This is a genomic window from Rhizobium sp. P28RR-XV, from assembly GCF_012641385.1.
Classification (GTDB): domain Bacteria; phylum Pseudomonadota; class Alphaproteobacteria; order Rhizobiales; family Rhizobiaceae; genus Rhizobium.
Genome location: NZ_JABAIG010000002.1, coordinates 598,010 through 622,579, shown reverse-complemented (window position 1 = coordinate 622,579; position 24,570 = coordinate 598,010). Strand labels below are relative to the sequence as shown.

The 24,570-nt window shown below is 60.9% G+C and carries 24 protein-coding genes; 13 read left to right on the top strand and 11 right to left on the bottom strand.

Annotation, left to right across the window (positions count from 1 at the left end):
• Window positions 1-88 precede the first annotated feature (88 nt).
• The 5 genes from HGP12_RS06605 to HGP12_RS06585 form a co-directional block, all read right to left on the bottom strand.
• A complete protein-coding gene (locus HGP12_RS06605; protein ID WP_168838043.1) occupies window positions 89-982 on the bottom strand; it encodes a DUF6030 family protein in 894 nt (297 codons plus the stop codon).
• Between the two features lie 238 nt (window positions 983-1,220).
• Entirely contained in the window at window positions 1,221-1,931 is a 711-nt protein-coding gene (locus HGP12_RS06600) for a copper homeostasis protein CutC (RefSeq protein ID WP_168838044.1), read from the bottom strand.
• Entirely contained in the window at window positions 1,921-2,847 is a 927-nt protein-coding gene (locus HGP12_RS06595) for an ROK family protein (RefSeq protein ID WP_168838045.1), read from the bottom strand. The genes HGP12_RS06600 and HGP12_RS06595 overlap by 11 nt, the downstream gene beginning before the upstream one ends.
• Window positions 2,848-2,933: 86 nt before the next feature.
• Window positions 2,934-4,286 (bottom strand): ATP-binding protein, encoded by a 1,353-nt coding sequence (locus HGP12_RS06590; protein WP_168838046.1) that lies wholly within the window; start codon window positions 4,284-4,286, stop codon window positions 2,934-2,936.
• Window positions 4,283-4,942 (bottom strand): response regulator transcription factor, encoded by a 660-nt coding sequence (locus HGP12_RS06585; RefSeq protein ID WP_168838047.1) that lies wholly within the window; start codon window positions 4,940-4,942, stop codon window positions 4,283-4,285. The genes HGP12_RS06590 and HGP12_RS06585 overlap by 4 nt, the downstream gene beginning before the upstream one ends.
• Window positions 4,943-5,165: 223 nt before the next feature.
• Here HGP12_RS06585 and HGP12_RS06580 point away from each other — a divergent pair, with 223 nt between their 5' ends.
• The 9 genes from HGP12_RS06580 to HGP12_RS06540 all read left to right on the top strand — a co-directional run bounded on the left by HGP12_RS06580 (window position 5,166) and on the right by HGP12_RS06540 (window position 14,960).
• Window positions 5,166-5,621 carry an RbsD/FucU family protein gene (locus HGP12_RS06580; RefSeq protein WP_120665128.1) on the top strand — a complete coding sequence of 152 codons (456 nt, stop codon included), beginning with the start codon at window positions 5,166-5,168 and terminating at the stop codon, window positions 5,619-5,621.
• 42 nt (window positions 5,622-5,663) lie between these two features.
• A complete protein-coding gene (locus HGP12_RS06575) occupies window positions 5,664-6,617 on the top strand; it encodes a sugar-binding transcriptional regulator (RefSeq protein ID WP_168838048.1) in 954 nt (317 codons plus the stop codon).
• Window positions 6,618-6,762: 145 nt separating this feature from the next.
• Window positions 6,763-8,079, top strand: a complete 1,317-nt coding sequence (locus tag HGP12_RS06570) for an ABC transporter substrate-binding protein (RefSeq protein WP_168838049.1) — start codon at window positions 6,763-6,765, stop codon at window positions 8,077-8,079.
• 148 nt (window positions 8,080-8,227) lie between these two features.
• Complete coding sequence (locus tag HGP12_RS06565) at window positions 8,228-9,100, top strand: carbohydrate ABC transporter permease (protein WP_168838050.1); 873 nt, start codon at window positions 8,228-8,230, stop codon at window positions 9,098-9,100.
• A 1-nt stretch (window position 9,101) separates the two neighbouring features.
• Window positions 9,102-9,944, top strand: coding sequence for a carbohydrate ABC transporter permease (locus HGP12_RS06560; RefSeq protein WP_168838051.1), 843 nt, complete (start codon window positions 9,102-9,104; stop codon window positions 9,942-9,944).
• Between the two features lie 11 nt (window positions 9,945-9,955).
• Window positions 9,956-10,954, top strand: coding sequence for an ABC transporter ATP-binding protein (locus tag HGP12_RS06555; RefSeq protein ID WP_168838052.1), 999 nt, complete (start codon window positions 9,956-9,958; stop codon window positions 10,952-10,954).
• Between the two features lie 148 nt (window positions 10,955-11,102).
• Window positions 11,103-12,584 carry a mannitol dehydrogenase family protein gene (locus HGP12_RS06550; RefSeq protein WP_168838053.1) on the top strand — a complete coding sequence of 494 codons (1,482 nt, stop codon included), beginning with the start codon at window positions 11,103-11,105 and terminating at the stop codon, window positions 12,582-12,584.
• A gap of 97 nt (window positions 12,585-12,681) precedes the next feature.
• On the top strand, window positions 12,682-13,356 hold the full coding sequence (locus HGP12_RS06545) for an HAD family phosphatase (RefSeq protein WP_168838054.1): 675 nt from the start codon (window positions 12,682-12,684) through the stop codon (window positions 13,354-13,356).
• Between the two features lie 20 nt (window positions 13,357-13,376).
• On the top strand, window positions 13,377-14,960 hold the full coding sequence (locus tag HGP12_RS06540; RefSeq protein WP_168838055.1) for an FGGY-family carbohydrate kinase: 1,584 nt from the start codon (window positions 13,377-13,379) through the stop codon (window positions 14,958-14,960).
• Between the two features lie 6 nt (window positions 14,961-14,966).
• Here HGP12_RS06540 and HGP12_RS06535 read toward each other — a convergent pair whose 3' ends face one another.
• On the bottom strand, window positions 14,967-15,818 hold the full coding sequence (locus HGP12_RS06535) for a MurR/RpiR family transcriptional regulator (protein ID WP_168838056.1): 852 nt from the start codon (window positions 15,816-15,818) through the stop codon (window positions 14,967-14,969).
• A 255-nt stretch (window positions 15,819-16,073) separates the two neighbouring features.
• Here HGP12_RS06535 and HGP12_RS06530 point away from each other — a divergent pair, with 255 nt between their 5' ends.
• Window positions 16,074-16,796, top strand: a complete 723-nt coding sequence (locus tag HGP12_RS06530; RefSeq protein ID WP_168838057.1) for a sulfate transporter family protein — start codon at window positions 16,074-16,076, stop codon at window positions 16,794-16,796.
• On the opposite strand, the gene nth is transcribed toward HGP12_RS06530, so the two are convergent.
• Window positions 16,793-17,572: an endonuclease III gene (gene nth / locus HGP12_RS06525; protein WP_168838058.1), complete on the bottom strand. Its 780-nt coding sequence runs from the start codon at window positions 17,570-17,572 to the stop codon at window positions 16,793-16,795. The genes HGP12_RS06530 and nth overlap by 4 nt on opposite strands.
• A 22-nt stretch (window positions 17,573-17,594) precedes the next feature.
• Here nth and HGP12_RS06520 point away from each other — a divergent pair, with 22 nt between their 5' ends.
• A complete protein-coding gene (locus HGP12_RS06520; RefSeq protein ID WP_168838579.1) occupies window positions 17,595-18,098 on the top strand; it encodes a DUF2244 domain-containing protein in 504 nt (167 codons plus the stop codon).
• A gap of 111 nt (window positions 18,099-18,209) precedes the next feature.
• A complete protein-coding gene (locus tag HGP12_RS06515; protein ID WP_168838059.1) occupies window positions 18,210-19,082 on the top strand; it encodes a methylated-DNA--[protein]-cysteine S-methyltransferase in 873 nt (290 codons plus the stop codon).
• Between the two features lie 263 nt (window positions 19,083-19,345).
• Here HGP12_RS06515 and HGP12_RS06510 read toward each other — a convergent pair whose 3' ends face one another.
• Window positions 19,346-20,335 carry a sugar-binding transcriptional regulator gene (locus tag HGP12_RS06510; protein WP_168838060.1) on the bottom strand — a complete coding sequence of 330 codons (990 nt, stop codon included), beginning with the start codon at window positions 20,333-20,335 and terminating at the stop codon, window positions 19,346-19,348.
• 501 nt (window positions 20,336-20,836) lie between these two features.
• On the opposite strand from HGP12_RS06510, the gene tal reads away from it, so the two are divergent.
• Window positions 20,837-21,802 carry a transaldolase gene (tal, locus tag HGP12_RS06505; protein ID WP_168838061.1) on the top strand — a complete coding sequence of 322 codons (966 nt, stop codon included), beginning with the start codon at window positions 20,837-20,839 and terminating at the stop codon, window positions 21,800-21,802.
• Window positions 21,803-21,949: 147 nt separating this feature from the next.
• Here the strand turns inward: tal and HGP12_RS06500 are convergent, their stop codons facing one another.
• Genes HGP12_RS06500 through HGP12_RS06490 form a run of 3 tightly spaced genes read right to left on the bottom strand, consistent with a single transcriptional unit; the run spans window position 21,950 to window position 24,526 of the window.
• The gene (locus tag HGP12_RS06500; RefSeq protein ID WP_168838062.1) at window positions 21,950-23,113 is read right to left on the bottom strand and encodes a CaiB/BaiF CoA transferase family protein; all 1,164 of its coding nucleotides are present in this window, start codon (window positions 23,111-23,113) and stop codon (window positions 21,950-21,952) included.
• Window position 23,114: 1 nt separating this feature from the next.
• Window positions 23,115-23,660 (bottom strand): MaoC family dehydratase, encoded by a 546-nt coding sequence (locus HGP12_RS06495; protein WP_168838063.1) that lies wholly within the window; start codon window positions 23,658-23,660, stop codon window positions 23,115-23,117.
• A 29-nt stretch (window positions 23,661-23,689) separates the two neighbouring features.
• A complete protein-coding gene (locus tag HGP12_RS06490) occupies window positions 23,690-24,526 on the bottom strand; it encodes an amidohydrolase family protein (RefSeq protein WP_168838064.1) in 837 nt (278 codons plus the stop codon).
• Between the last annotated feature and the right edge of the window lie 44 nt (window positions 24,527-24,570).

Below are 24,570 nucleotides of genomic sequence, written 5' to 3'. Positions count from 1 at the left end.
GGTGCTGGCGGCCGGTGATCCGCCGGCCATCGGAATCGTTGCCTATATGAGCACCATCCATGGCGCGGTGCAACAAAAACCAGGCTAGTTAGGGGGAAGAGGGAGAGGGAAGGGTCCAGCGCGTCTTGTCGAAGACAATGGCGGTTCGGATCTGCTCGGGTGCCGTTCTGCGCAATTCGAGCTGAAGGTTGAAATTGTTGTTGCTCTGGAATTCCTTGAAAAAGGCGAGCTTGGCGCCGAAGGCCTCCAGCGTCACGTCCTGAAGCGTGCCGATCGCATTCAGCGCCACCTGGAAGTCCAGCCAATGGGTCTCGTTCAGCAGCAGGACCACAGTGTCGATGAAGGTGCCGGCAACGGCCTTGCCATCGTTATTGTCGGGCATGATCACCTTGATACGGATGGTCTCGATTTCGCCGGTCGGCTTGCCGCGCGCGATGATGAAGAAGGAAGCCGCGTTCGCGTTGCCATAGGCGCCCTTCTGGACGGCATAGCTGCATTCCGATGTGCCGACTCCCAATTCGCTTTGCCGCCATTCGCCTACGGACAAGCCGAACTTTTCAAGATCGGCGCAAAGTGTTGGACCCGATATCCGCCAGCTGCGCACGAAGGCGCTCAGCAAGGCGTCGACGGGAGCGTCCAGCAGATGGGATCTCTTTGCCTGAAATTGTCGAGTGGCGGCATTGCCCGTCGGCTTTATGCGGTCGTGCCTCGGCGCCTCGGGTGCTGTCGCCGGCGCATGTTCGGCTGGAGTGTTTGCCGTAGCGAGATGTGCCGGCTGCTGCGCTTGGTCGGGCTTCGGCGGAGAGGGTGCGGCCTGCTGTTCCGGTTGAGGAAACAGGTTGAGATGATAGCGGCTGTCCAGCGCCCTGAGGTTACGCATGTCGTTGGCAATGAGCGCGGTCGCCAGGATGATCGAGCCGATGACGATCGTCGCAATCCAGAAGACAGCCCTGCTTTTCTTGCTAGGTGGCGCCACCGACATGGTTCAGATCACAGCTGCTCCCTAGGAACCCAATCTTGCTGCAGCGACTGTATGTTGTGCAGCCTGTCCATGGCTACAGCATATGCGTTTATGAACGATTGATCATTCTAATGTTTCTTTGTCAATTCATGGCCTTGCCTAAAGTGCGTGGCCATCTGCCCGTTGCGTCTTGTGCTTCGGCGCTTTGGTTTTCGCATATCGCTGCCAGCAAACGCTGCACGCGTTCGAAAACATTACTTCAGGCGAAATACGTCTTGAGCGCCTTGACGGTCGCGGCGTCCGTGCGGCGCGCCGACGGCGCCGAGAAGCCGAGGGCGACGACGCGCTCGTCCGTCTCGGCAACAGCTGCGGAGCAGGAGGCATGTATCTCGCCGATCCGCAGGCGCGGCCATAGTTGATCGACCGTCGCGAGCGTGACGCCGGAACCGGGCATGATGGAAATCCGGCCGGCTGCGGCGGCGATCGCCTGTTCGAGCACGGTGACGCCCTCCGCGGCGGTCTTTGCGCCGCCCGACGTCAGGATGCGTTCGAAACCGAGGGAAATGGCCATGTCGACGGCCTCCTCGATGTCGGGGACAAGATCGAAGGCGCGATGCAGCGTCGTGCCGAGACCTTCCGCGTGGGCGCTGAGGGTGGCAAGCGCGTCAAAATCCAATCGCCCGTCCGGAAGGGAGGCTCCAAGCACGACGCCCGGCAGCCGGGAATTGCGGGCCGCGTCGATGTCGCGCTTCATGACGTCGAGCTCATCGGCAGAATAGACGAAGCTGCCGGCGCGCGGGCGGATGATGGCGTACGCTGGAACAGGAATATTCGCCGCGGCAGCCATCAGCCCGGCACTGGGCGTCAAGCCGCCGACAGCGAGCGCGCTGCAAAGCTCGATACGGTCGCCGCCGCCCTCGACGGCGGCTTTCAGGCCGGCAATATCCTCGACGCAGACCTCAAGCAGCATGGCCGCGCTCCCCGGCATATTGCAGGCCCAGCAGGGCGGCGCCGATGAGGCCCGGCTCCGGCTTGCACTGGCTGGGCACGACGAGCGGCCGGCCGAACTTGCGCAGGATGCGGGCGCGCACCGCTTCATCCAGGCGCGCCAGCAGCGCTTCGACGTTGGAAAGACCGCCGCCGACCGGCACGATGGTCGCGCCTGTTATGTTGACCGTCAATGCGAGCGGCGAAGCGACCAGATCGACCATGATGTCGATCGTGCGTTCCGCGCGCTCATCGCCCTTCCGCCATTGGTCGATGATCTCTTCGCTGGATAGTTCCAGGCCGTGAAGCGTCTTGTGCAGACGTTCGATGCCGCGGGCGCCGCCGACCGTATCGACGCAGCCCTTCTGGCCGCAGCCGCAGGGATAGGCGGGGATGGCGACCGGCGGATGGCCGGCGAAGGACGCGATGATGGGACCGTGGCCCCATTCCCCGGCAAAGCCGCCAGCGGCGTTGACCAGCCGGCCGTCTGCCACCAGGCCGCCGCCGACGCCGGTGCCGAGAATGGCGCCGAACACGATGCGATGGCCGCGGCCGGCGCCGGACATGGCTTCGGCCATGGCGAAGCAATCGGCGTCGTTGGCGATCAGCACGGGATAGCCGAGTTCCGCTTCCAGATCGGCTGCAAGGTGCCGGGCGTGGATGCAGGGAATATTGGCGCAGGTCAGCGCCTGCGTATCGGGATCGACCACGCCGGCAATGGAGAAGGAGAGGCAGTCCGGCTTTTCGTCTGTTTCCGCGATGACATCGCGCAGGACCGCGACGAATTCGGCAAAATCATGCTTGGGCGTAGGGCGCCGGGCCAGCGGCACGATATCCGTCATGGAGCGGGCGATGCCGCCTTTGATGGCGCTGCCGCCGATGTCGAAGGAAACGATCATGAATATCGACCCGCTGGAAACATGCGGCCTTGCTCGCACCCTTTACCGGTCTTTGCAAGATCAATCCTTGCTGGGCCGCGCCATCGTCAATCGGCCGGCAGCGTGACCCTGGCTTCGAAGCCGTCGGTCTTGCCCGTCGCGGGTGACAGCAGATCGAGATGTCCGCCGATCTGCTCGACGATGCGCTCGACGATCGAAAGGCCCAGGCCGGAGCCTGCCGCTTTCGTTTTGCCACGCCGAAAACGCTTCTTCAGACCGGCAAGTTCATTTGCGGAAAGCACGATGCCGCCATTGATGACGCGGATGGTGCGATCATCGACCTGGACCGTTACTTCGTCATCGTCCGGGCCGTGGATCAACGCATTTTCGATAAGATTGCGCATGACGATGGCAAAGGCGTCGATATCGACATTGCGGATCAGTTTCGCCTTTGCGTCATTTTCCAGCTGGACGCGGCCGGCCGTGCCGGTGTCGCGGTCATAGTCGCCGATGACGGTTTCGATGACGGCGATCAAATCGGCCGGTTTGTCGCCCGCGCCGATGCCGGCTTGAGCGCGGGAGAGCTGCAGCAGTTTCTCCGCCAACCGCCCCAGATTGGAAAGCGATGTCTCGATGCGGTCAGCGCGGTCCGTCAGAGGCCCTTGCGGCAGTTCGGCGATCAGGCGCTGGGTCTGGGCGAGCGCGCCCGCGATCGGGGTGCGCAGCTCATGGGCGCTGTTGGCGGTGAATTCCCGCTCGGCTTCAAGGGCCAGGCGCAGGCGGTCGAGCAGCAGATTGACGGAGCGCGCAATCGGCTGCAGCTCGCGCGGCAGCGTCTCGCTGTCCAATGGCGCCATATTGCCGCTGTCCTTGGTGGCAATCTGCGATCGCAGGCGGTCGATCGGCCTGAGCGAACGACCGACGACGAAGCCGATGGCGACGATGCTGGCGGGAATGAGGGCAAGCAGCGGCCATAGCAACGCGACACCGCTTTCGCGCGATGCTTCGCGGCGATTTTTGAAGGCATCCGCGACATGCAGGAAGATCGTGCCATCAGCCGATGATTCCGTATAGATCCGGTATCGCGGCGTATTGTGGAAGCCGATCTTCAGCGGCACGTCATAGGCTGTCGCCGGCGCATCGTGGGAATGCAGGATGACCTTGCCGTTCGCATCCAGCACCTGATAGATCAGATATTCGCGGTTCAGCCCCTTGTTCAGCTCTTCCAGGCTTTGCGGATCGCCCGAATGGTCGCGATTGGCGAGATCGTCGAGCACCAGCGGCATCAGCCGTTCGGCGGTTTCCTGCAGCGCGCCGTCGAAGGTCTCGGAGAGCTCCTTGTTGACGACATAGACGCCGATACCGACTGCAATCAGCCAGAAGACGACGACAGTACCCGTGAGTGCCGCGATCAGGCGACGGGTGATGCTGCCGCGGCTTGGGCTTTGCGGCTGCGTCATCGCTCACCCAGGCAATAGCCGACGCCGCGTGCCGTCCGGATCCGGTCCCTGCCGATCTTCTTGCGCAGGCGGCTGACATAGACTTCCACCGTATTGCTCTCTATCTCGGAGCCGAAGGCGTAGAGGGCTTCCTCTATCTTGTCTTTCGAGACGATGGCGCCAGGCCTTGCAACCAGCAGGTCGAGCACGGCCCACTCGCGCCCCGTCAGCACCACATCCTTGCCCTCCAGCCGGACACGCCGTTGCGGCTGGTCGATTTCAAGATCGGCAAAGCGGATTGTCGGCTGCGGACTGCCGGTATAACGGCGGGCTACCGCCAGGATGCGGGCCGTGAGCTCGCCGAGATTGAACGGCTTGACGAGATAGTCGTCGGCGCCGCTGTTCAATCCCTCGATGCGATCGGAAATCTGGTCGCGCGCCGTGAGAATGATGACGGGTGTTTCGTCGGGCCTGCGGCGCAGCCGCTTCAAAAAATCGATGCCGCTGCCGTCGGGAAGCTGCAGATCCAAAAGGACAAGGCCATACTGTACGGCGCTGGTAACTTCATCGGCATCGGCGAGATTCCTGACCCAATCAACGGCGTGCGGGCCTGCCGCGATATGGTCGCGAACCGCGCCGCCGATCGTGTCGTCGTCCTCTACCAGAAGAATGCGCACCTGCACCTCTCAACCATTGAACGCGTTTTAGTTAATGCCGACGAACCTATCGGGTCAATAAGGGCCGAAATAAGCCACGCCCGGATGCACAGGTCTTGGGGCATCCGCCTGCCGAAAACGTTCCCGGCGCCTATGGACAGACAGGAACGCGATGGTTACTTGTTTGCGCGGAGAACCAAGCGGCCGAGGGTGGCCGCCATAGGCTATTGGAGGATGCCCGGTCATGCTGAAGGGAATTTCGCCGCTGTTGAATGCGGACGTGCTCTACGCGCTGAAATCTATGGGACATGGCGACATGCTCGTCGTCGTCGATACGAATTTCCCGGCGGAAGCCATTGCAAGCCAGACGGTCCTGGGCGAGCTGCTGCGCATCGATAACGTGCCGGCCGCCGACGCGGTTGCCGCGATATTGTCATTGATGCCGCTCGATACGTTCATCGACGATGCGGCAACGCGCATGGAAGTGGTCGGCGCGCCCGACGAGGTACCGCAGGTTCAGCGCGAGGTTCAGGCAGCGATCGATAAGGCCGAGGGAAAGCATTGGCCGCTGTCGCCGGTCGAGCGCTACGCTTTCTATGAGCGCGCCAAGGACGCCTACTGCGTCATTCAGACCGGCGAGCGCCGCTTCTATGGTTGTTTCACCTTGACCAAGGGCGTCATCCCGCCGGAAACTGAATGATCCGATATTCGGACAACAGTGCTGTTTCGATAAAGGAAGGCGATGGCGAGAAAGCTGGATTCCCAGGGGCGGCTTGACGATGCGGCGCGGGCCGGCTGGCTCTATTACGTCGCCGGCCGGACGCAGGACGAGATCGCGGTCGCAATGGGAATCTCCCGCCAGTCGGCGCAGAGGCTGGTATCGCTTGCCGTTGCGGAGCGGCTGATCAAGGTGCGGCTGGATCACCCGATCGCCGCCTGTCTGGAATATGCCGCGGCGCTGAAAGCGAAATTCAATCTCCGCCATGTCGATGTCGTGCCGAGCGATCCGGACAGCACCTCCTCCACCATCGGCATTGCCGAAGCCGGGGCCGCCGAAATCGAACGCTGGCTGCGGCGCAGCGACCCGATCGTGCTGGCGATCGGCACGGGCCGCACGCTGAAGGCCGCGGTCGATCAGCTGCCGGCCATCGAATGTCTGCAGCACCGGGTGGTGTCGCTGACCGGCAATATCGGTCCGGACGGTTCAGCCGCCTATTATAACGTTATCTTCAGCATGGCCGACGTCATCAAGGCGCGGCATTTTCCGATGCCGCTGCCGGTGCTGGTATCGTCGGCCGAAGAACGCGAACTCTTGCATGCGCAGGCGCTGGTGCGCTCGACGCTGGATATCAGCGCCCAGGCCGACGTGACTTTCGTCGGCATCGGCGAGATGGGCATCGAAGCGCCGCTCTGCCTCGATGGCTTCCTCGAGAGAGAGGAGATGCTGGCGTTGATGAGCCGCGGTGCTGCCGGCGAGATCTGCGGCTGGCTTTTCGATGGCGATGGCAAGCTCATGCCTGATGACGTCAATGATCGCGTCGCCAGCGCGCCGATACCGTCACGGGACACCTGTTCGGTCATCGGAATCGCCAAGGGAAGACGCAAATTCGAGGCGATCAAGGCGGCAGTTGCCGGCCGGCAAATCAACGGTTTGATCACCGACGAGGCAGTTGCTGAATTTTTGCTCAGGGATTGAGCAAAAAATTTTTCCGTAAAAACAAAGAGATGGGATGCTTGCTCGGCAATGCAGCAACGAATCCGCATTGACATTTTGTCGCAATAAGCGAGTAATTGCCCACGAGCAAAGCGAATGCTCATTTTTAATCTTCTGGGAGGAAGATATGAAATTGAAAACTTTATTGCTGAGCGCCTGCTCGGCGCTGATGTTTGCCGGCCTGGCGTCCGCAGAAACCCTCACGATTGCGACGGTCAATAACGGCGACATGGTTCGTATGCAGAAGCTTACGGACGATTTCAAAGCGAAGAACCCGGGTATCGACCTGCAATGGGTCACGCTTGAAGAAAACGTATTGCGCCAGAAGGTTACGACCGACATCGCTACCAAGGCCGGCCAGTACGACGTGCTGACCATCGGCACCTACGAAGTGCCGATCTGGAGCAAGCTTGGCTGGCTTGCCTCGCTCGACAAGCTTTCCGCCGACAAGGACTATGCGGCGGATGACCTTCTCCCGGCTATCCGCAGCGGTCTGACCACCGACGGCAAGCTCTATGCGGCACCGTTCTACGGCGAAAGCTCGATGGTGATGTATCGCAAGGACCTGTTTGAGAAGGCCGGCCTGAAGATGCCGGATGCGCCGACCTGGGACTTCGTCGCCGATGCAGCCCGCAAGATCACCGACAAGGACCATGAAGTCTACGGCATTTGCCTTCGCGGCAAGGCAGGCTGGGGCGAGAACATGGCATTTCTGACGGCGATGTCGAATTCGTTCGGCGCCCGCTGGTTCGACGAGAAGTGGAAGGCACAGTTCGACCAGCCGGAATGGAAGGATACGCTGAGCTTCTACGTCAAGCTGATGAAGGATGCCGGCCCTCCGGGCGCTTCTTCCAACGGCTTCAACGAAAACCTGGCGCTGTTCCAATCCGGCAAGTGCGGGATGTGGATCGACGCGACGGTTGCAGCATCCTTCGTCTCCGATCCGAAGGAATCGAAGGTCGCCGACAAGGTCGGCTTCGCTCTGGCGCCGGACAAGGGCCTCGGCAAGCGCGGCAATTGGCTCTGGGCATGGAACCTCGCCATCCCGGCTTCCTCGAAGAAGACCGAAGCTGCCGAGAAGTTCATCTCCTGGGCAACCAGCAAGGAATACACCAACCTTGTCGCACAGAAGGAAGGTTGGCTGAACGCACCTCCCGGCACCCGCACGTCGCTCTACGCGAATGCGGACTACCAGAAGGCAGCACCTTTCGCGAAGATGACGCTCGACTCGATCAACTCGGCTGATCCGACCCATCCGACTGTCAAGCCGGTTCCCTATGTCGGCGTCCAGTTCGTCGCTATCCCGGAGTTCCAGGGCATCGGCACCGCTGTCGGCCAGCAGTTCTCCGCTGCTCTTGCCGGCCAGATCTCCGTCGATCAAGCGCTCAAGGCTGCCCAGCAGCTGACGGAACGCGAAATGAAGAAGGCCGGCTACCCGAAGTAAGGGCCTTTGAAGCTAAGGAAAGCGGCACACCCTCTCGAGTGCTGCTTTCCCCTAGGCCGCCGAGCGCCCGAATTGCCCTTGGCGGCCCTTTTCGTTTCCGCCGGCCCGCGGCCACCCCTTCCTGATCAAAGATAGGTCGGTACTTGCCATGGCAACGTTGCACACCCGTTCCACCGCCCGCGTCATGATGGCGCCTTCGGTTCTGCTCCTCTTCGCGTGGATGATCGTCCCGCTGGTGATGACGATCTATTTCTCGACGCTGAACTACAATCTGCTGAACCCCGGCACGCATGATTTCATCGGCTGGCTCAACTACGAATACTTCATCACCGATCCCGCTTTCATAAGCTCGCTGGTCGTGACGCTGCTGCTCGTCGGCGGGGCGTTGCTGATTACCGTGGTCGGCGGTATCGCACTGGCTCTCCTTCTTGATCAGCCGATCTTCGGCCAGGGCATTGTGCGCATGCTGGTGCTCGCGCCCTTCTTCGTGATGCCGACGGTTGCCGCCCTCATCTGGAAGCACATGTTCATGAACCCGGTGAACGGGCTTCTGGCGCATCTGTTCAAATTTTTCGGGCTTGATCCGCTGACCTGGCTGGAGACGGTTCCGCTGCTGTCGATCATTATCATCGTCGCCTGGCAATGGCTGCCTTTCGCGACGCTCATCCTGTTGACCGCATTGCAGTCGCTGGATGAGGAGCAGAAAGAAGCCGCCGAGATGGACGGCGCCGGGCCGGTTTCGAAGTTCATCTACATCACCCTGCCGCATCTGGCACGCGCGATCACCGTCGTGATCCTGATCGAGACGATCTTCCTGTTGTCCGCCTTCGCCGAGATCCTTGTCACCACCAACGGCGGACCGGGCACGGCCACGACCAACCTGACCTATCTGGTCTATTCGCAGATCGTTCTGTCGCAGGACGTCGGCGGCGCATCGGCGGGCGGTATCATCGCCGTCATCCTCGCCAATATCGTCGCGATCTTCCTGATGCGCGCAGTCGGCAAGAATCTGGAGGCTTGAGATGGCACGCAAGATCAGCACGCAACGCAAGATCGTCGTATCGGTCGCCGCCTGGGTCGTGGCAATCCTCATCTTCTTCCCCATCCTGTGGACGATCCTGACGAGCTTCAAGACGGAGGGCGATGCCATCGCCTCGCCGCCACAGTTCCTCTTTTTCCACTGGACGCTGGAGAATTACTTCGAGGTGCAGTCGCGCTCCAATTACTTCCTCCACTTCGGCAATTCGGTCATCATCGCCTTCGGTTCGACCATTCTCGGCCTGCTCGTCGCGGTACCTGCCGCCTGGGCCATGGCTTTCTCGCCGACCAAGCGGACCAAGGACGTCCTGATGTGGATGCTGTCGACGAAGATGATGCCGCCGGTCGGCGCCTTCATCCCGATCTACCTGCTGTTCCAGAGCTTCGGTCTCCTGAACAACCAGTTCGCCAGCCGGCTGGGCATGGTCGTCGTCCTGATGCTCATCAACCTGCCGATCATCGTCTGGATGCTCTATACCTACTTCAAGGAAATCCCCGGCGAAATTCTCGAAGCGGCCCGCATGGACGGTGCGACGCTGGCAAAAGAGATCATCTACGTCCTGACGCCGATGGCGATCCCCGGCCTTGCCTCGACGATGTTGCTCAACATCATCCTCGCATGGAACGAGGCCTTCTGGACGCTCAACCTCTCCGCCGTCGACGCGGCGCCGTTGAGCACGTTCATCGCCTCCTATTCCAGTCCGGAGGGCCTGTTCTATGCCAAGCTTTCGGCGGCATCGACCATGGCGATCGCTCCGATCCTGATCCTCGGCTGGTTCAGCCAGAAACAACTCGTTCGCGGCCTCACCTTCGGCGCGGTTAAGTAAGGAAGACAAGCATGGGTAGCATTGTTCTCAAGCAAGTTTCCAAGGTCTTCGGCGAAGCCAAGGTCATCCCTTCCATCGACCTGGAAATCGATAATGGCGAGTTCGTCGTCTTCGTCGGCCCGTCCGGCTGTGGCAAGTCGACGCTGCTGCGCCTGATCGCCGGCCTCGAAGACGTCTCCGGCGGCCAGATCCTCATCGATGGCAAGGACGGCACCAATCTGAAGCCGTCCGACCGCGGCCTTGCCATGGTGTTCCAGTCCTACGCGCTCTATCCGCATATGAGCGTCCGCAAGAACATCGCATTTCCGCTGAAAATGGCGAACATGCCGCAGGCGGAAATCGACAAGAAGGTCGCGGATGCCGCGCGCGTCCTCAACCTGACTGACTATCTGGAGCGCAAGCCGCGCCAGCTTTCTGGGGGCCAGCGCCAGCGCGTCGCCATCGGCCGCGCCATCGTGCGCCAGCCGGCAGCCTTCCTCTTTGACGAGCCCTTGTCGAACCTGGATGCGGCACTGCGCGTCAACATGCGCCTCGAGATCAGCGAGCTGCACCAACAGCTAAAGACGACGATGGTCTATGTGACGCACGATCAGGTGGAAGCCATGACCATGGCCGACAAGATCGTCGTGCTCAATCGTGGCAACATCGAGCAGGTGGGTTCGCCGCTGGAACTCTATCGCAGCCCGCGCAATCTCTTCGTCGCCGGTTTCATCGGCTCGCCGAAGATGAATTTCGTCAAGGGCGCTTATGCACAGAGCCTCGGCGGCGACACCATTGGCGTTCGTCCGGAGCACGTCCTGTTGTCGACCAGCTCCGGTGATTGGCAGGGCAAGGTGCTCGTTGCCGAGCATCTCGGCTCCGACACCTTCCTGCACATCGACGTCGAGGGAATCGGCACGGTGACCGCGCGCGGTTCGGGCGATTTTCCGGCCCGGGCCGGCGATACCGTCTACCTGACCCCCGACAAGGCGCATATTCACCGGTTCAATGCCGAGGGGCTGTCGATCTGAGCCAAAGGCCGAGGCCGTGCGCGCTTGAGCGGGCACGGCCAGCGCATCTCTGCCGCGCCGCATCGATCTCCGCGGATGGCAAGCATACCAGCCGGTGTGGTCTTCCCCAACCGCCCGGCGCCAGAGACCCTTCAGAAGGACGAGAGACATGACGTGCAAATTATCGCTCGTAACTCTTCAGCAGGCGGCTGCAAAGGCGGCCATTCCTGCTTACGATCCGAAATCGCTTTCGGCGGGCATCGTGCATTTCGGTGTCGGTAATTTCCATCGCGCCCACCAGGCTGTTTATCTCGACGATCTTTTCAACGCCGGAGAGGCCCATGACTGGGCGATTATCGGTGCCGGCGTGCTGCCGTCCGACGTGACCATGCGGGAAAAGCTTGCAGCCCAGGATTTTCTAACGACCGTCGTCGAGCAGGACAATAATCGCACGGCCGCGCGCGTGACCGCGCCGATGATCGATATCCTGCCGGTCGGCGATGCAAAGGCCACCATCGCCAAGCTCGCCGACCCGACGATCCGCATCGTTTCGATGACGATCACCGAAGGTGGCTACTTCATCGACGCCTCGGGCAAGTTCAACCCTGCTCATCCGGCGATTGTCACCGACGGGCAGAACCCGGATGCGCCGAAGACGGTGTTCGGCCTGATCGTCGCCGGCCTCAAGGCACGGCGTGCCTTCGGTCTACAGCCTTTCACGGTCATGTCCTGCGACAACATTCCCCATAATGGCGGCGTCACCAAAGCCGCCGTCGTCGGTACGGCGCGGTTGTCCGACCCGGCCTTCGCCGACTGGATCGCGGCAAACGTCGCCTTCCCGAACGGCATGGTCGACCGCATCACGCCGGCAACGGGCGCGCGCGAAATCGACCTGCTGAAAGAAGCCTTCGATATCGAGGACAACTGGCCCGTCTATTGCGAAGAGTTCAAGCAATGGGTGCTGGAGGACAATTTCCCCGCAGGCCGGCCGGCGCTCGAGAAGGTCGGCGTGACCTTCGTGCCCGACGTGACCCCTTACGAGCATATGAAGATCCGCATCCTCAATGGCGGCCACGCGGCGATCGCCTATCCGGCCGCGCTGATGGATATCCATTTCGTGCATGAAGCCATGGAAGAGCCGCTGATCCGCGCCTTCCTCGCCAAGCTCGAAAACGACGAGATCATCCCCGTGATCCCGCCGGTGCCGAACACGGTGCTTGCCGACTACTTCAAGCTGATCGAGCGGCGCTTCGCCAATCCGAAGATCGCCGATACCATCCCGCGTCTGGCGCAGGACGGCTCCAACCGCCAGCCGAAGTTCATCCTGCCGTCCACGGCCGATCGGCTTAGCCGCGGCGAGGATATCGTCGGCCTCGCACTCGTTTCCGCTCTCTGGTGCCGCTACTTCGCCGGCAAGAGCGACAGCGGCAAGGAGATCGTTTTCAATGACGCCAGCGCTGACCGGCTGTATGAAGCCGCCCTCAAGGCGAAGGACGATCCGAATGCCTTCCTGGCCTTCGACGATATTTTCGGCGATGTCGCAAAGTCCGATCTCTTCCGCAAGCGCTTCGCGCATGCACTGAAAACGCTGTGGGAAAAGGGTACCCGCGTCACCCTGCAGCTATACTTGGACAACAAACTCGCGGAATAATTTCAAGCGGCCGGACTTCTCCTGTTCCGGCCGTTTTCCATTGCCATGCCGGTTTTCGGGCTGGCGGGACAACAACAGAATTCAGGTTGGATCTGTGATGGCGGGTGAGGGAACAGGGCTCGTAATCTTCGATTGCGATGGCGTGCTTGTTGATAGCGAGCCGCTGTCGGTCGACGTGCTCATCCAGGCGATGCACGATATCGGCGTCGAGATGAGCGAAGAGGATGTCTACAGCCGCTTCCTCGGCAAGAGCCTGGCAACGCTTGTCGATACGATGCAGACGGAGTTCGATGTCTTCATCGACCAGGCGTTTCTGGATCGGGTTCGCAATAATCTCTACGAACGCTTCAAGCATGAGCTGAAGCCGATCGACGGCATTGCCGCGACGCTGGATGCGCTTTTGCTGCCGCGCTGTGTCGCCTCGTCGAGCCAGCTGGAGCGCATCCGCCTCTCGCTCGGCGTGACCGGCCTTCTCGACAAGCTGCAGCCGAATATTTTCAGCGCCAGCATGGTCAAGCGCGGCAAGCCCGCGCCGGATCTTTTCCTTTATGCGGCCGAAAAGATGGGTGTGCCGCCGAAGGATTGCATTGTCGTTGAAGACAGCCCGGCGGGCATTACAGCGGCGCGCGCGGCCGGCATGACGGTCTTTGCCTTCACCGGCGGTTCGCATGCCCATTCGCCGAGCTATCGGGCTGAGTTGGAGCAGCTTTCGCCGGAAGTCGTGTTTGACGCGATGCCGGAATTGATACAACTTGTCCGCAACATGAGATAAGTGGTCGGGACCTCTTTTGCATGCGTGATCACGTGGTTGCGGTCGATATCGGCACAGGCAGCGCACGCGCCGGTGTCTTCACGGCGAGCGGCTCACTGCTGGGAAAAAGCGAACATCCGATCCTGATGAATCGCCCGCGTGAAAACCACGCCGAGCATGATTCCGAAGATATCTGGACTGCCGTCTGTGCCGCCGTTCGCGCGGCCGTGAAGGTATCCGGCGCCGATGCATCCGTCATCGGCGCAATCGGCTTCGATGCGACCTGCTCGCTGGTCGTGCGTGACCGCGACGGCAAGCAGCTCACCGTTTCCACCGGCGGCGAGAAGAGGTTCGACACCATCGTCTGGCTCGATCACCGCGCGCTTGCCGAGGCGGATTATTGCACGGCGACGAAGCACGAGGTCCTGGATTATTCCGGCGAGTTCATGTCGCCGGAAATGGAAATGCCCAAACTGATGTGGCTGAAGGAGAATCTGCCGGAAAGCTGGGCCGAGGCCGGTTATTTCTTCGATCTCGCCGATTTCATGACGTGGAAGGCGACCGGCTCGCTCGCCCGCTCGCGCTCGACGCTGGTGGCGAAATGGAACTATCTTGCACATCGCGAGCCGGGCTGGCAGGCCGATTTCCTCAACGTGATCGGGCTCGGCGACCTGCGCGAGCGCGGTGGCCTGCCTGAAGAGAGTGTCGCCGTCGGCGGGAGCATCGGCACATTGACGGCCGAGGCGGCCGAAGCGCTAGGGCTCGATCGCGTCTGCCATGTCGGCGCGGGCATGATCGACGCCTATGCCGGCGCGCTGGGTGCGCTTGCCGCCCATGCCGGCGATGCCGACATGCTGGAACATCAACTGGCGCTGATTGCCGGAACCTCGAGCTGCGTCGTTTCCTTTGCGCGCGAGCGCAAGCGCAGCACCGGCATGTGGGGGCCTTATTACGAGGCTGTCTTTCCGGGCATGTGGCTTGCCGAGGCCGGACAGTCGGCAACGGGTGCGCTGCTTGATCATATCGTCAGCATGCATGCGGCCGGCGGGTCTCCGACGGCGGCGTTGCATGATCGCATCGTCCGGCGGATCGCGGAGCTGCGGCTTGCCGAAGGCGATTCTCTCGGCGGACGCATCCATATTCTGCCCGATTTTCACGGCAACCGCTCGCCGCTTGCCGATCCGCATGCGCTGGGCGTCATCAGCGGCATGACGCTGGATGCGTCCTTCGATGGCCTCTGCCGGCTTTACTGGCGTACGAGCGTCGGCATTGCGCTCGGTATCCGTCACATCCTGGAGCGAATGCGGGATTACGGCTATGTACCCGACACGCTGCATGTGGCCGGCGGCCACGTGAAGAATTCGCTGCTCATGGAGCTCTATTCCGACGTGACCGGCTGCAAGGTCGTGATCCCGAAGATGAACGAGACGGTGCTTCTGGGCACGGCGATCGCCGCTTCCGTCTCCTGCGGTCTGCATGAAAGCCTGGGTGCGGCCGGCGCTGCCATGCATCCGGGCGGTCACGAACGACTCCCAAACGCGGGAAAGAAGGCATTCTACGACCGCGATTACCGACGCTTCCTCGCCATGTACCGCCACCGGGCGGAACTGGATGCCATGGAATAGGACGGCTTACCGGAGCGGGGCGTGGGCAAATATGCCCTGAAGCTCTTCTATGCGGCGAATTCTGGTTTCGGCGGTCTCGCCGGCGGCCTGAACGACGGCCACGGCCAGATATTCAAGCAGCGACATTATGGCCGCAAGGTTTTCGCGGTTATTGGCCCGCTGCGGCGGCAGGGACAGCGTGATGTTTGCGAATTCATGCGCCCATTCGGTGAATTGGCCTGTTACCAGCAGAACCTTGCATCCGGACCGGCGCGCGGAGCGGGCCAGCAGGCGAGACGAAACGAAGCGCGGCGAATCGATGATGACAAGCAGCCCTTCTTCGGATCGCTCGCCGAACAGTTCGATATAGCTGCCATTGGCTCCGTCGAGAAACAGGACCTGATCGCGGGCAAAGGTCAGGCGGTCGCAGAAATGGCGGCCGATCCCCGCAAGGCTGGGGTGGGCGGCGACAAAGACATTGCTAGAGGACAGGATGGCCATGGTCGCTTCCTGCCACTGCGGCTGGCTTGCGAGGTTGTAGATATGCCGCAGCATTTCGACCTGTTCGGCAATCTGCGTCGCAAGCGGACGACCTTCGCTGGCATCTTTCTGAAGCTGCTCGAGAATGTTAGGCAATGATGACGTAAGCGTGGGTGCATTTTCCTTGAGATGCACCTTGATCCCGTCCAGGCCGTGATAGCCGAGAGATCGTAGGAACCGTCCGACCGTCATAGGGCTCAATTCCAGCCTGTCGGCGACTGAGGATGCCGTCTCAAACGGTAGTTCATTCAGATGCTCTGAGAAATACTTAGCAATTCTTCGCTCAGCCGGCGTGCCGATCTTGATATATTGTCTAAGTTTCTGGCTAAGGTCTTCCAATTTTTACGCCTCGTCGATGGTCTTTCCGATGTTCGGTTGCGCCAATTCCTGGTTCAATCGCTCATTCAAATCTAATTGAGCGGCTGGTCTTGTTTCGATTGTTGTTCTTAATGTGGCGAACAGGATATATTAGTGCAAAATATATTACAATAATTCAAATTTTTAATTGAACGTATTTCATACAGTGGCGCGAGATATTGATATCGGTACAACCACTTCCTAGGTGTTCATTTGCCATCAAAAGAGGTCGACCGAATGATTGTTCTTGCTGCACGTCTCTCCCTTACCAATCTTTTTGCGCCGGAGACGCGCAAGGTTTTCTGGAAAGTTCTGGGGCTGACTTTGCTGGCGCTGGTTGCGCTGTGGTTTGCGCTGCGCGGTGTGTTCAACTCTTTCGTCCTGCCCTGGCTGCAGGGCTTCATGCCATCGACGGCGGACTGGACGGGCTGGGTTACGCTCTTTCTTGCTATCTTTGCCGGCATTGTCCTGGCCCTGGCGATGGCGCTGTTGATCTCGCCGGTGACGGCATTGATCGCGGGCCTTTTTCTCGATGATGTCGCCGAGGTGGTGGAACAGCGCGACTATCCCGGCGATGCGCCCGGAACGGCGATGCCGATCGCAGCGGCGATGAAAAGCTCCGTGCGGTTTCTCGGCGTGGTCATCGTCGGCAATATCGTGGCGCTGTTTCTGCTGTTCATTCCAGGCGTCAACTTGGTCGCCTTCTTTCTGGTGAACGGCTATCTGCTCGGCCGGGAGTTCTTCGAATTCGCCGCCATGCGTTTCCACTCGCCGGATGAAGCGCGTGAATTCCGCGTCAAGCACGCGCTCACGGTCTTCCTCGCCGGCCTGGTGATCGCGGCCTTTCTGGCGATCCCGTTTCTCAACCTGCTGACGCCTCTGTTTGCGGCAGGCATGATGGTGCATCTGCACAAGCTGATCTCGCACAAGGAGATTGGCCTGCGGTTAAGGCAGGCTTAGCCTGCCGCTTCCGCCCCGATAATCTGCGCTGGCAGTTCGACCAGAGGGGCGGGGATATCCCAGGTCTTTTCCGGCGAGCGACAGAGATCGGCTATGACGCAGCGTTCGCATTCCGGTTTGCGCGCCTTGCAGCAATAGCGCCCGTGCAGGATCAGCCAATGATGCGCATGGTAGAGATATTGATCGGGGATGATCTTCATCAGCCGCTGCTCCACTTCATCCGGCGTCTTGCCCGGCGCCAGCAGCAGCCGGTTGGCGATGCGGAAGATGTGGGTGTCGACGGCGAGCGTCGCCTGGCCGAAAGCCATGGAGAGCACGACATTCGCGGTCTTGCGGCCGACGCCCGGCAAGGTCATCAGCTCTTCGCGCGTTCGCGGTACTTCGCCGCCGAAATCCGTGATCAGCTTTTCGGACAGGGCGACGACGTTCTTCGCCTTGTTGCGATATAGGCCGATTGTCTTGATGTATTCGCGGATGCGCTCCTCGCCGAGGTCGAGCATCTTCTGCGGGGTGTCGGCGATGGCGAAGAGGGCGCGCGTCGCCTTGTTGACGCCGGCATCGGTCGCCTGCGCTGAAAGCGCCACCGCGACGACAAGCGTGAAAGGATTGACGTGCTCCAGCTCACCCTTCGGCTCCGGCCGCTGGATTGAGAAGCGGCGGAAGATCTCTTCCAGATCGGTCTTGGAATAGAGGCTCTTTCCGCTCGGCTTGCGGCCTGCGGTCGCATTTGACTTTTTCGCGGTTTGGGCGCTGGATTTGGTCTTGGGATTTGCCATGAACGACCTATACTCAACTCCTATGACGGAACGCAATGCCGATACGGCGGCAGACGGCAACAGGCCGGTCTTCGCTGCCGAATTGTTCCCTCATCGCTCGCTGGGGCGAAAGGGGTTCAGGGTCATGCTGGCCTTGGCGGGTGGCTTCTGTCTCGTCTACAGCGTCCTGTTCATCACCAGTGGAGCGTGGCCAATCGGCATCTTCTTCGGCGCTGATTTCCTCCTGCTCTATGGCGCCTTCCGGCTGAATTACCGCTCTGGCCGTGTGCGGGAAGAGGTCACCGTGTCGCGCACCAATGTTTCCATCCGCAAGTTCTCGCCAACGGGGCGGATGGTGGAACATGATTTCAACCCGTTCTGGACGCGCTTCCTCGTTCGCCGCCACCGTGAGATCGGGGTCGTGTCGATGCATGTCGGCGACAGAAGCCATGACACCGATGTCGGCTCCTTCCTCAATCCGGAGGATCGCGAGAGCTTCGCCAAGGCCTTCAAGCGGGCGCTGGCGACGGTCACGCAGAGGATATGAACTGATCGTTCGAACACGCCGCATCACATTTCCGCAGAGAGGCCACTTGCGCAAGAAACGGGTGGTTTTAGCCCTCTTGCCGTGGTTTTCTCCTTTCCAAGGAGAAAGATCATGAATGCGATTGCACAGCTGAAGAAAGACATCACCCCGGAAGGTCAGGATTACGAGACCGTGCGGGAGGTCATCGAACTCATCTCCGAGGAATATCGCGACCAGCCGTCGCTGGAGATGCTTGCCGGGCGGCTCGGCCAATCGCCGACCCAATTGCAGAAGACGTTCACGCGCTGGGCCGGATTGTCACCCAAGGCGTTCCTTCAGGCCGTCACGCTGGATCATGCCAAGAGGCTTCTGCGCAAGGAGGATCTGCCGCTCTTGGAGACCTCCTTCGAAGTCGGCCTTTCCGGCCCCAGCCGGCTGCACGATCTCTTCGTCACGCATGAGGCGATGTCCCCGGGCGAATGGAAGGCCAGAGGCGGCGGTCTGGTGATGCGCTATGCGTTTCACATCTCCCCTTTCGGCCTTGCGCTGATCATGGTCACGGATCGCGGCCTTGCCGGCCTTGCCTTCAGCGATTCCGGCAATGAAAAGGCGTGCCTCGCCGACATGACCTGCCGCTGGCCGAATGCTGAGTTCATCGAGGATCCGCATGCGACCGCGTCTTATGCGGCGCGCATCTTCGAGCGCTCCAACTGGTCGAGCGACGAGCCGCTGCGGGTCGTGCTGATCGGTTCGGATTTCCAGCTTCGTGTCTGGGAAAGCCTTTTGAAGATCCCGATGGGCCGCGCCGTGACCTATTCCGACATCGCCAAGGATATCGGCCAGCCGACGGCGATGCGGGCCGTGGGTGCCGCTGTCGGCCGCAACCCGATTTCCTTCGTCGTACCGTGCCATCGTGCGCTTGGGAAGAATGGGCAGCTTACGGGCTATCACTGGGGGCTGACGCGCAAGCGGGCAATGCTGGGATGGGAGGCGGGGGATGCTTGAGGGTTCGCTCGATCGTAGGCCCCGAGCACGCTGAAAGTGCGGTACCCCCCTCTGTCGCTGTCGCGACATCTCCCCCACAAGGGGGAGAGCGTTGGGAGTTTGTGGCCCATTCTACCGAATGCTCAGCGACTGCGGTTTCCGCAGTTGCGATGTTTGCTTTGAGGCGAGAGCTCGATGCTGGTTACCAATCTCCCCCCTTGTGGGGGAGATGTCACGAAGTGACAGAGGGGGTATGTGCTCTCCGCAAGCTCAAACGGAGTTGCTCACGCCGCCTTCGCCATAGCCATCCGCAGCAGTGCCTTCGCGGCACTTTCGTCTGTTATCAGGGTGTTGCAGCCGATGCGCTTGATGGTGGCGCTGATCGCCTGGGCGCGGTGGGCGCCGCCGGAGGAGATCACGATGTGCTTTGCCTTTTTCAGCGTATCGAGATCGACGGACATCACCCGCTTGTTAATCGGATGATCGACGGAATTGCCCTCGGCGTCGAGGAAGTTGAACATGGTGTCGCAAACGCAGCCGGCCTCGATTAGCTCTTCCAGCTCGCGCTTCGAAATGAAGCCTTCCGACAGCGACGTCGAGTGCGGGCCGATGTCGCCGCAGCTGACAATGGCGAGATCGAGGTTCTCCGCCAGCCTGTAGATCGCTTCGAGGCCGCATTTTTCGATGAGGTTACGCTTGGTCTCGACGGAATCGACGAGAAGCGGCGCCAGGAACATGTAGCATTCCGCCCCGAGCTGGCTCGCCAGGCGCCATGTATAATCGATCGGATTGGTCTGGTGCACGGCGACGATGCCGCCGAGCAGGGAGACCACCTTGCAATTGTCGCGGCGAGGAGGGCGGAAGCTTGCGAGCGAGGCCGTCATCGTCCGGCCCCAGCCGACGCCGATCGTATAATCGTCGGGGATGGCCTCCGTCAGGAACTGCCCGAGCGCCAGACCGACGCTCTTAGCCTGCGCGTTCACATTGCCGCCGGCAGGCTCGGGAACCACGATCGCTTCATCGAGCCCGTAGATGCGCTCGAGCTTGATCGCCAGTTCGACGCAATCATCGATGCCTTCCGTGATCCAGATCTGCACCTCGGCGCGGCGCATGGCCTCGTCCAGCAAACGGATGACGGTGGTACGGCTGATGCCGAGCTGTTCGGCAACGTCCTTCTGCGTCAGGCCCTGATTGTAATAGAGCCAGGCGGCGCGAAGCCTCAGGGAGGAGGTCTCCGAATAGGCGGTATGGGTTCCGCGTCTCAGTTTGGCCACAGGTCCTCCGGCAGGATTGTCGCATGCGCCGTTTAACGTCATGATCCGCCAGGACAAGGGTTGTGGCTGTGGCGGATGACGGGAGCGGGCAAGATCGGCTCTTCTGCTGTCGATATTCTATGACGTGAAACTTATGTCAATCGAATTGCACAAATGTTCTTGACTTTTCCGTGCGAGATTGCAGATAGTCAGCGCTGAGGAATTCGGTCTTGTCCAATCGAGGAGGACAATGTGCAAATGCTGTTCCGAGCAAGTGCCGGGCCGGACAGGGAGCCATATAGGGCGCCCGATGCCGGCGAAAAGCCTGTTTTCGGAAGGTTGCCTCCTCATCGTTCGGCCGTTCACCGAAAATGGAACTCTAGCGCTTTTTATCCCGTTACTGAAACATAGGAGAAGGAAGGCTGCACCCCTGACGCCTTCAAGTCCCTCCGGCGAAAAGACCGGATCTGCTGCCCGACATCTCCCATCCAAATGGGCCTCATTCAAACAAGGATACCTGTTATGACTTCCAAGCTTGATCAACTCCGCGCCATGACGACGGTCGTGGCCGATACCGGCGATATCGAGGCAGTCGCTCGCCTGAAGCCGGTGGATTGCACCACCAACCCGACCATCGTGCTGAAGGCGCTCGGCACGCCGATGTTCGCCGATGCGATCAAGGAAGCCGTCGCCTGGGGCAAGAAGCAGGGCGGCGCCTCCGAAGCCGTTGCCGCTGCCGTTGCCGACCGCCTGGCGATCTCCGTCGGTGCTGCGCTCTCCGGTCTCGTTCCGGGCCGCGTGTCGACCGAAGTCGACGCCGACCTGTCCTTCAACACCGAAGCTTCTCTTGCCAAGGCCCGCGCCATCATCGCCGCCTATAAGGAGCGCGGCATCGAGCGTGACCGTATCCTGATCAAGCTCGCTTCCACCTGGGAAGGCATTCGCGCCGCCGAAGTGCTGCAGAAGGAAGGCATCGACTGCAATCTGACGCTGCTCTTCAGCAAGGCTCAGGCCATTGCCTGCGCCGACGCCAAGGCATTCCTGATCTCGCCCTTCGTCGGCCGCATCCTTGATTGGTACAAGAAGTCGACTGGCAAGGATTACACGGCCGAGGAAGATCCGGGCGTCGTTTCCGTCCGCGATATCTACAATTACTACAAGGCCAACGATATCCAGACGATCGTCATGGGCGCCTCCTTCCGCAATACCGGCGAAATCGAAGCGCTGGCGGGCTGCGACCGTTTGACGATCAGCCCGAACCTGCTGGACGAGCTTTCCAAGGACGAAGGCAAGCTGGAGCGCAAGCTTTCGCCGGAAAGCAAGACTTCCGTCGAGAAGATCGCCGTCGACGAAAAGACCTTCCGCTGGATGATGAATGAAGACGCAATGGCGACCGAAAAGCTCTCCGAGGGCATTCGCGCCTTCGCCAAGGACCTGATCGCGCTGCGCACCATGGTCAGCAAGGAACTGCAGCTCGCTGCGGCTTGAGGCGATCCGCTCCCGTTGGGAGACACGTTATTTAGGAGGGTGCCGCAGGGATGCGGTGCCTCTTTTTGTTTCGAGTAGAGTTTTGCGTTCGCTGCTCCTGCGGCACCCCCTCTGTCACGGTACCGCGGATGCGAGGCGCGCTATAACCTACCGATCCCCAATAAACTCCGCCCTGACTTTATCTGACTGCCCACCGATCGTCGGTGCCGCCAGGCTGTTCTTGCTTCTGACACCATTGACCCGGATAGGGCTTGCCGTCGTGCGCACGGAGGTGCCGTCGTCACGGGTCACCGTCTGCAGCATGTCGAGCTGGCGGAAGGCGGCGCTTTGCAGCAGTTTCGGCCAGTCCAGCACTTCCGCCGCCCAGATATCGGCCGGTTCCAGGATGGCGAGCCATTGCTGAGCCGTCTCTTCCTTCAGGCGGCCTGCGATCATGCTCTTGATCTCATCGCGGCGTTGGAAAGCATCATCGGGCGTGCAGACGGCAAGTTCAGGCAGATCGAGCAGCGGTGCGAGCTGCGCCAGCGGCATCATCGCCAGCGCCAGCCAGCCATCGGCGCAGCGATAGACGCCGTAGGGGGCGGCGAGATAGGCGTGGGCATTGCGCACGGCGGATTTCTGCGGCAGTCGTCCGCCGTCGTTCAGGTGCGTGGTCAGCACTTCGAACTGGAAATCGACCATCGCTTCCAAAAGGCTCGTTTCCACATGCACGCCACGCCCGGTCACGCCGCGCCGCACGAGGCCGGCGAGGATTGCCTGGACGAGGAGGTTGCCTGCCAGCATATCGGCGACGGCGAGCCCGAAGGGCACAGGCCCGTCATCGGCCTCGCCGTTCAGCCACATGGCACCGGAGCGAGCCTGGGCCAGCAGATCCTGCCCGGGAAAAAGACGCCATTCATTGTCGGGACCGTATCCGGTGATGCTGCCATAGACGATGCGCGGATTGATCGCCGCAACGGCGGCATAGTCGAGACCAAGCCTTTCGATGACGCCGGGGCGGAAATTCTGGATGACGACGTCGGCCTTGGCGATCAGCGCGCGCAGTTCCCGAAGATCGCTCTCGTCCTTCATGTTGATCGCAAAGCTCTCCTTGCCGCGGTTGATGGCATGAAAGAGTGTGGAATCGCCGCCGATCTCGGTGTCGCTGAGATAGAGCCGGCGGCAGAGGTCGCCGCCATCGGGCCGCTCGATCTTGATGATGCGCGCGCCGAGATCGCCGAGCCGCAGGGCGGCCATCGGGCCGGCAAGAAACTGGCTCATGTCCAGCACGATGATGCCGGAGAGCAGACCCTCTTCGTTGTCCTCGTTCATGTCAGGCTTTCAGCGGCGGCGCGTCCGCAGGCCGGCCGTTCTTATAGCGCACGGTCTGGATATGCTCGCAATAAAGCACCAGTTCGCCTTCGCCCTTGAAGACTTCGTAGGAGGAGCGGATCAGGCCGAGTTCGGCATATTTCGGCTGCTTATCCAGATTGGTGCGGATGGTGTAGATCGTATCGCCGATGAAGGTGGGCTTGATGAAGCGCAGCTTGTCGTAGCCATAGGAAAAGGCGTTGACGCAATTGGTGGCGACGAGGCCTAGGCCGGCGGAAAAGACGAAGGCGCCGGCGACGAGCCGCTTGCCGAACAGGCCCTCGGTCTCGGCAAAGATCTGGTCGCTGACGTAAGGGTGCATGTCGAGCACCAGCGCGTTGAACTGCTGGGACTCGCCTTCGGAGATCGTGCGGCGCAGCGAGCGGATCCGGTGGCCGATCTCGAAATCCTCGTAGAACCAGTTTTCCGCATTCCAGACTGGAATATCGGCGTGGTCTGCCGGCATGGTTTTCGGATGGGTGCTGGATACGCCGACGGTGGCGGTCATGGCATTGTCTTTCGATGGAACCTCCGGCCTCAAAGAGACCAGAGGCGCTTGGCATTGAGCTGGTAGAGGCTGTTGCGTTCGTCGGCGCTTACGCCTTGCATCAGCGCGTGGGTGGCTGCGACCCAGGTGGAGAGATTGCCGCCAAGCGTGCAGACCGGCCAGTCGCTGCCCCAGATGACGCGATCCCAGCCGAAGCTCGTGATGCAGTGTTCGACGAAGGGGCGCAGCGTTTCCGGCGTCCAGCTCTCGGGATCGGCATAGGCAACGACGCCGGAAATCTTGACGACGACATTCGGACGCTTGGCAATGGCTGATATTCCGGCCGACCAGACCTCGCTGAGCTGTTTCTTGACGGCGGGCACGCCGCAATGGTCGAGAATGAACCGGACGTCAGGATTGAGGTCGACGAGCGCGATTGCCTTGGAAATCTGATGAGGCAGCACGCAGAGATCGAAGGTCAGGCGGGTGCCGGCAAGCCGCTTCAGGTTCTCGCGAAACAATGCGCCTTCGGAGACATTGTCGGGCACGACATGCAGCACACGGCGAAAGCCCTTGACGAAGGGGTCGGCGAGTACGCGTTCGAGATAGGCGGGAAAGCCAGCGCTTTCGGGGCGGCAGGCGGCGATGGCGCCGCGAAGAAGGCTACCGGGCTCACGGCTCAGGCCTTTGACGTAGTCGGTCTCGCGTTCGATATCTTCTTCGGCGACATCGACTTCCATGTGAAGCGTATCGGTGATCCCGAGGCGCTTGGCCTCGCGCGCATAGTCCCCATAGAGGCTGTCGCGATTGAGCGCACCGGCCTCGGCCAGCCAGGGATAGGCGAGCTTTTTTCGGTCGACGATGTGCAAATGGCTGTCGAAAAGCATGGTTTTCCTCCCATACTGCTTGCTCAACATATACTCACATAAGA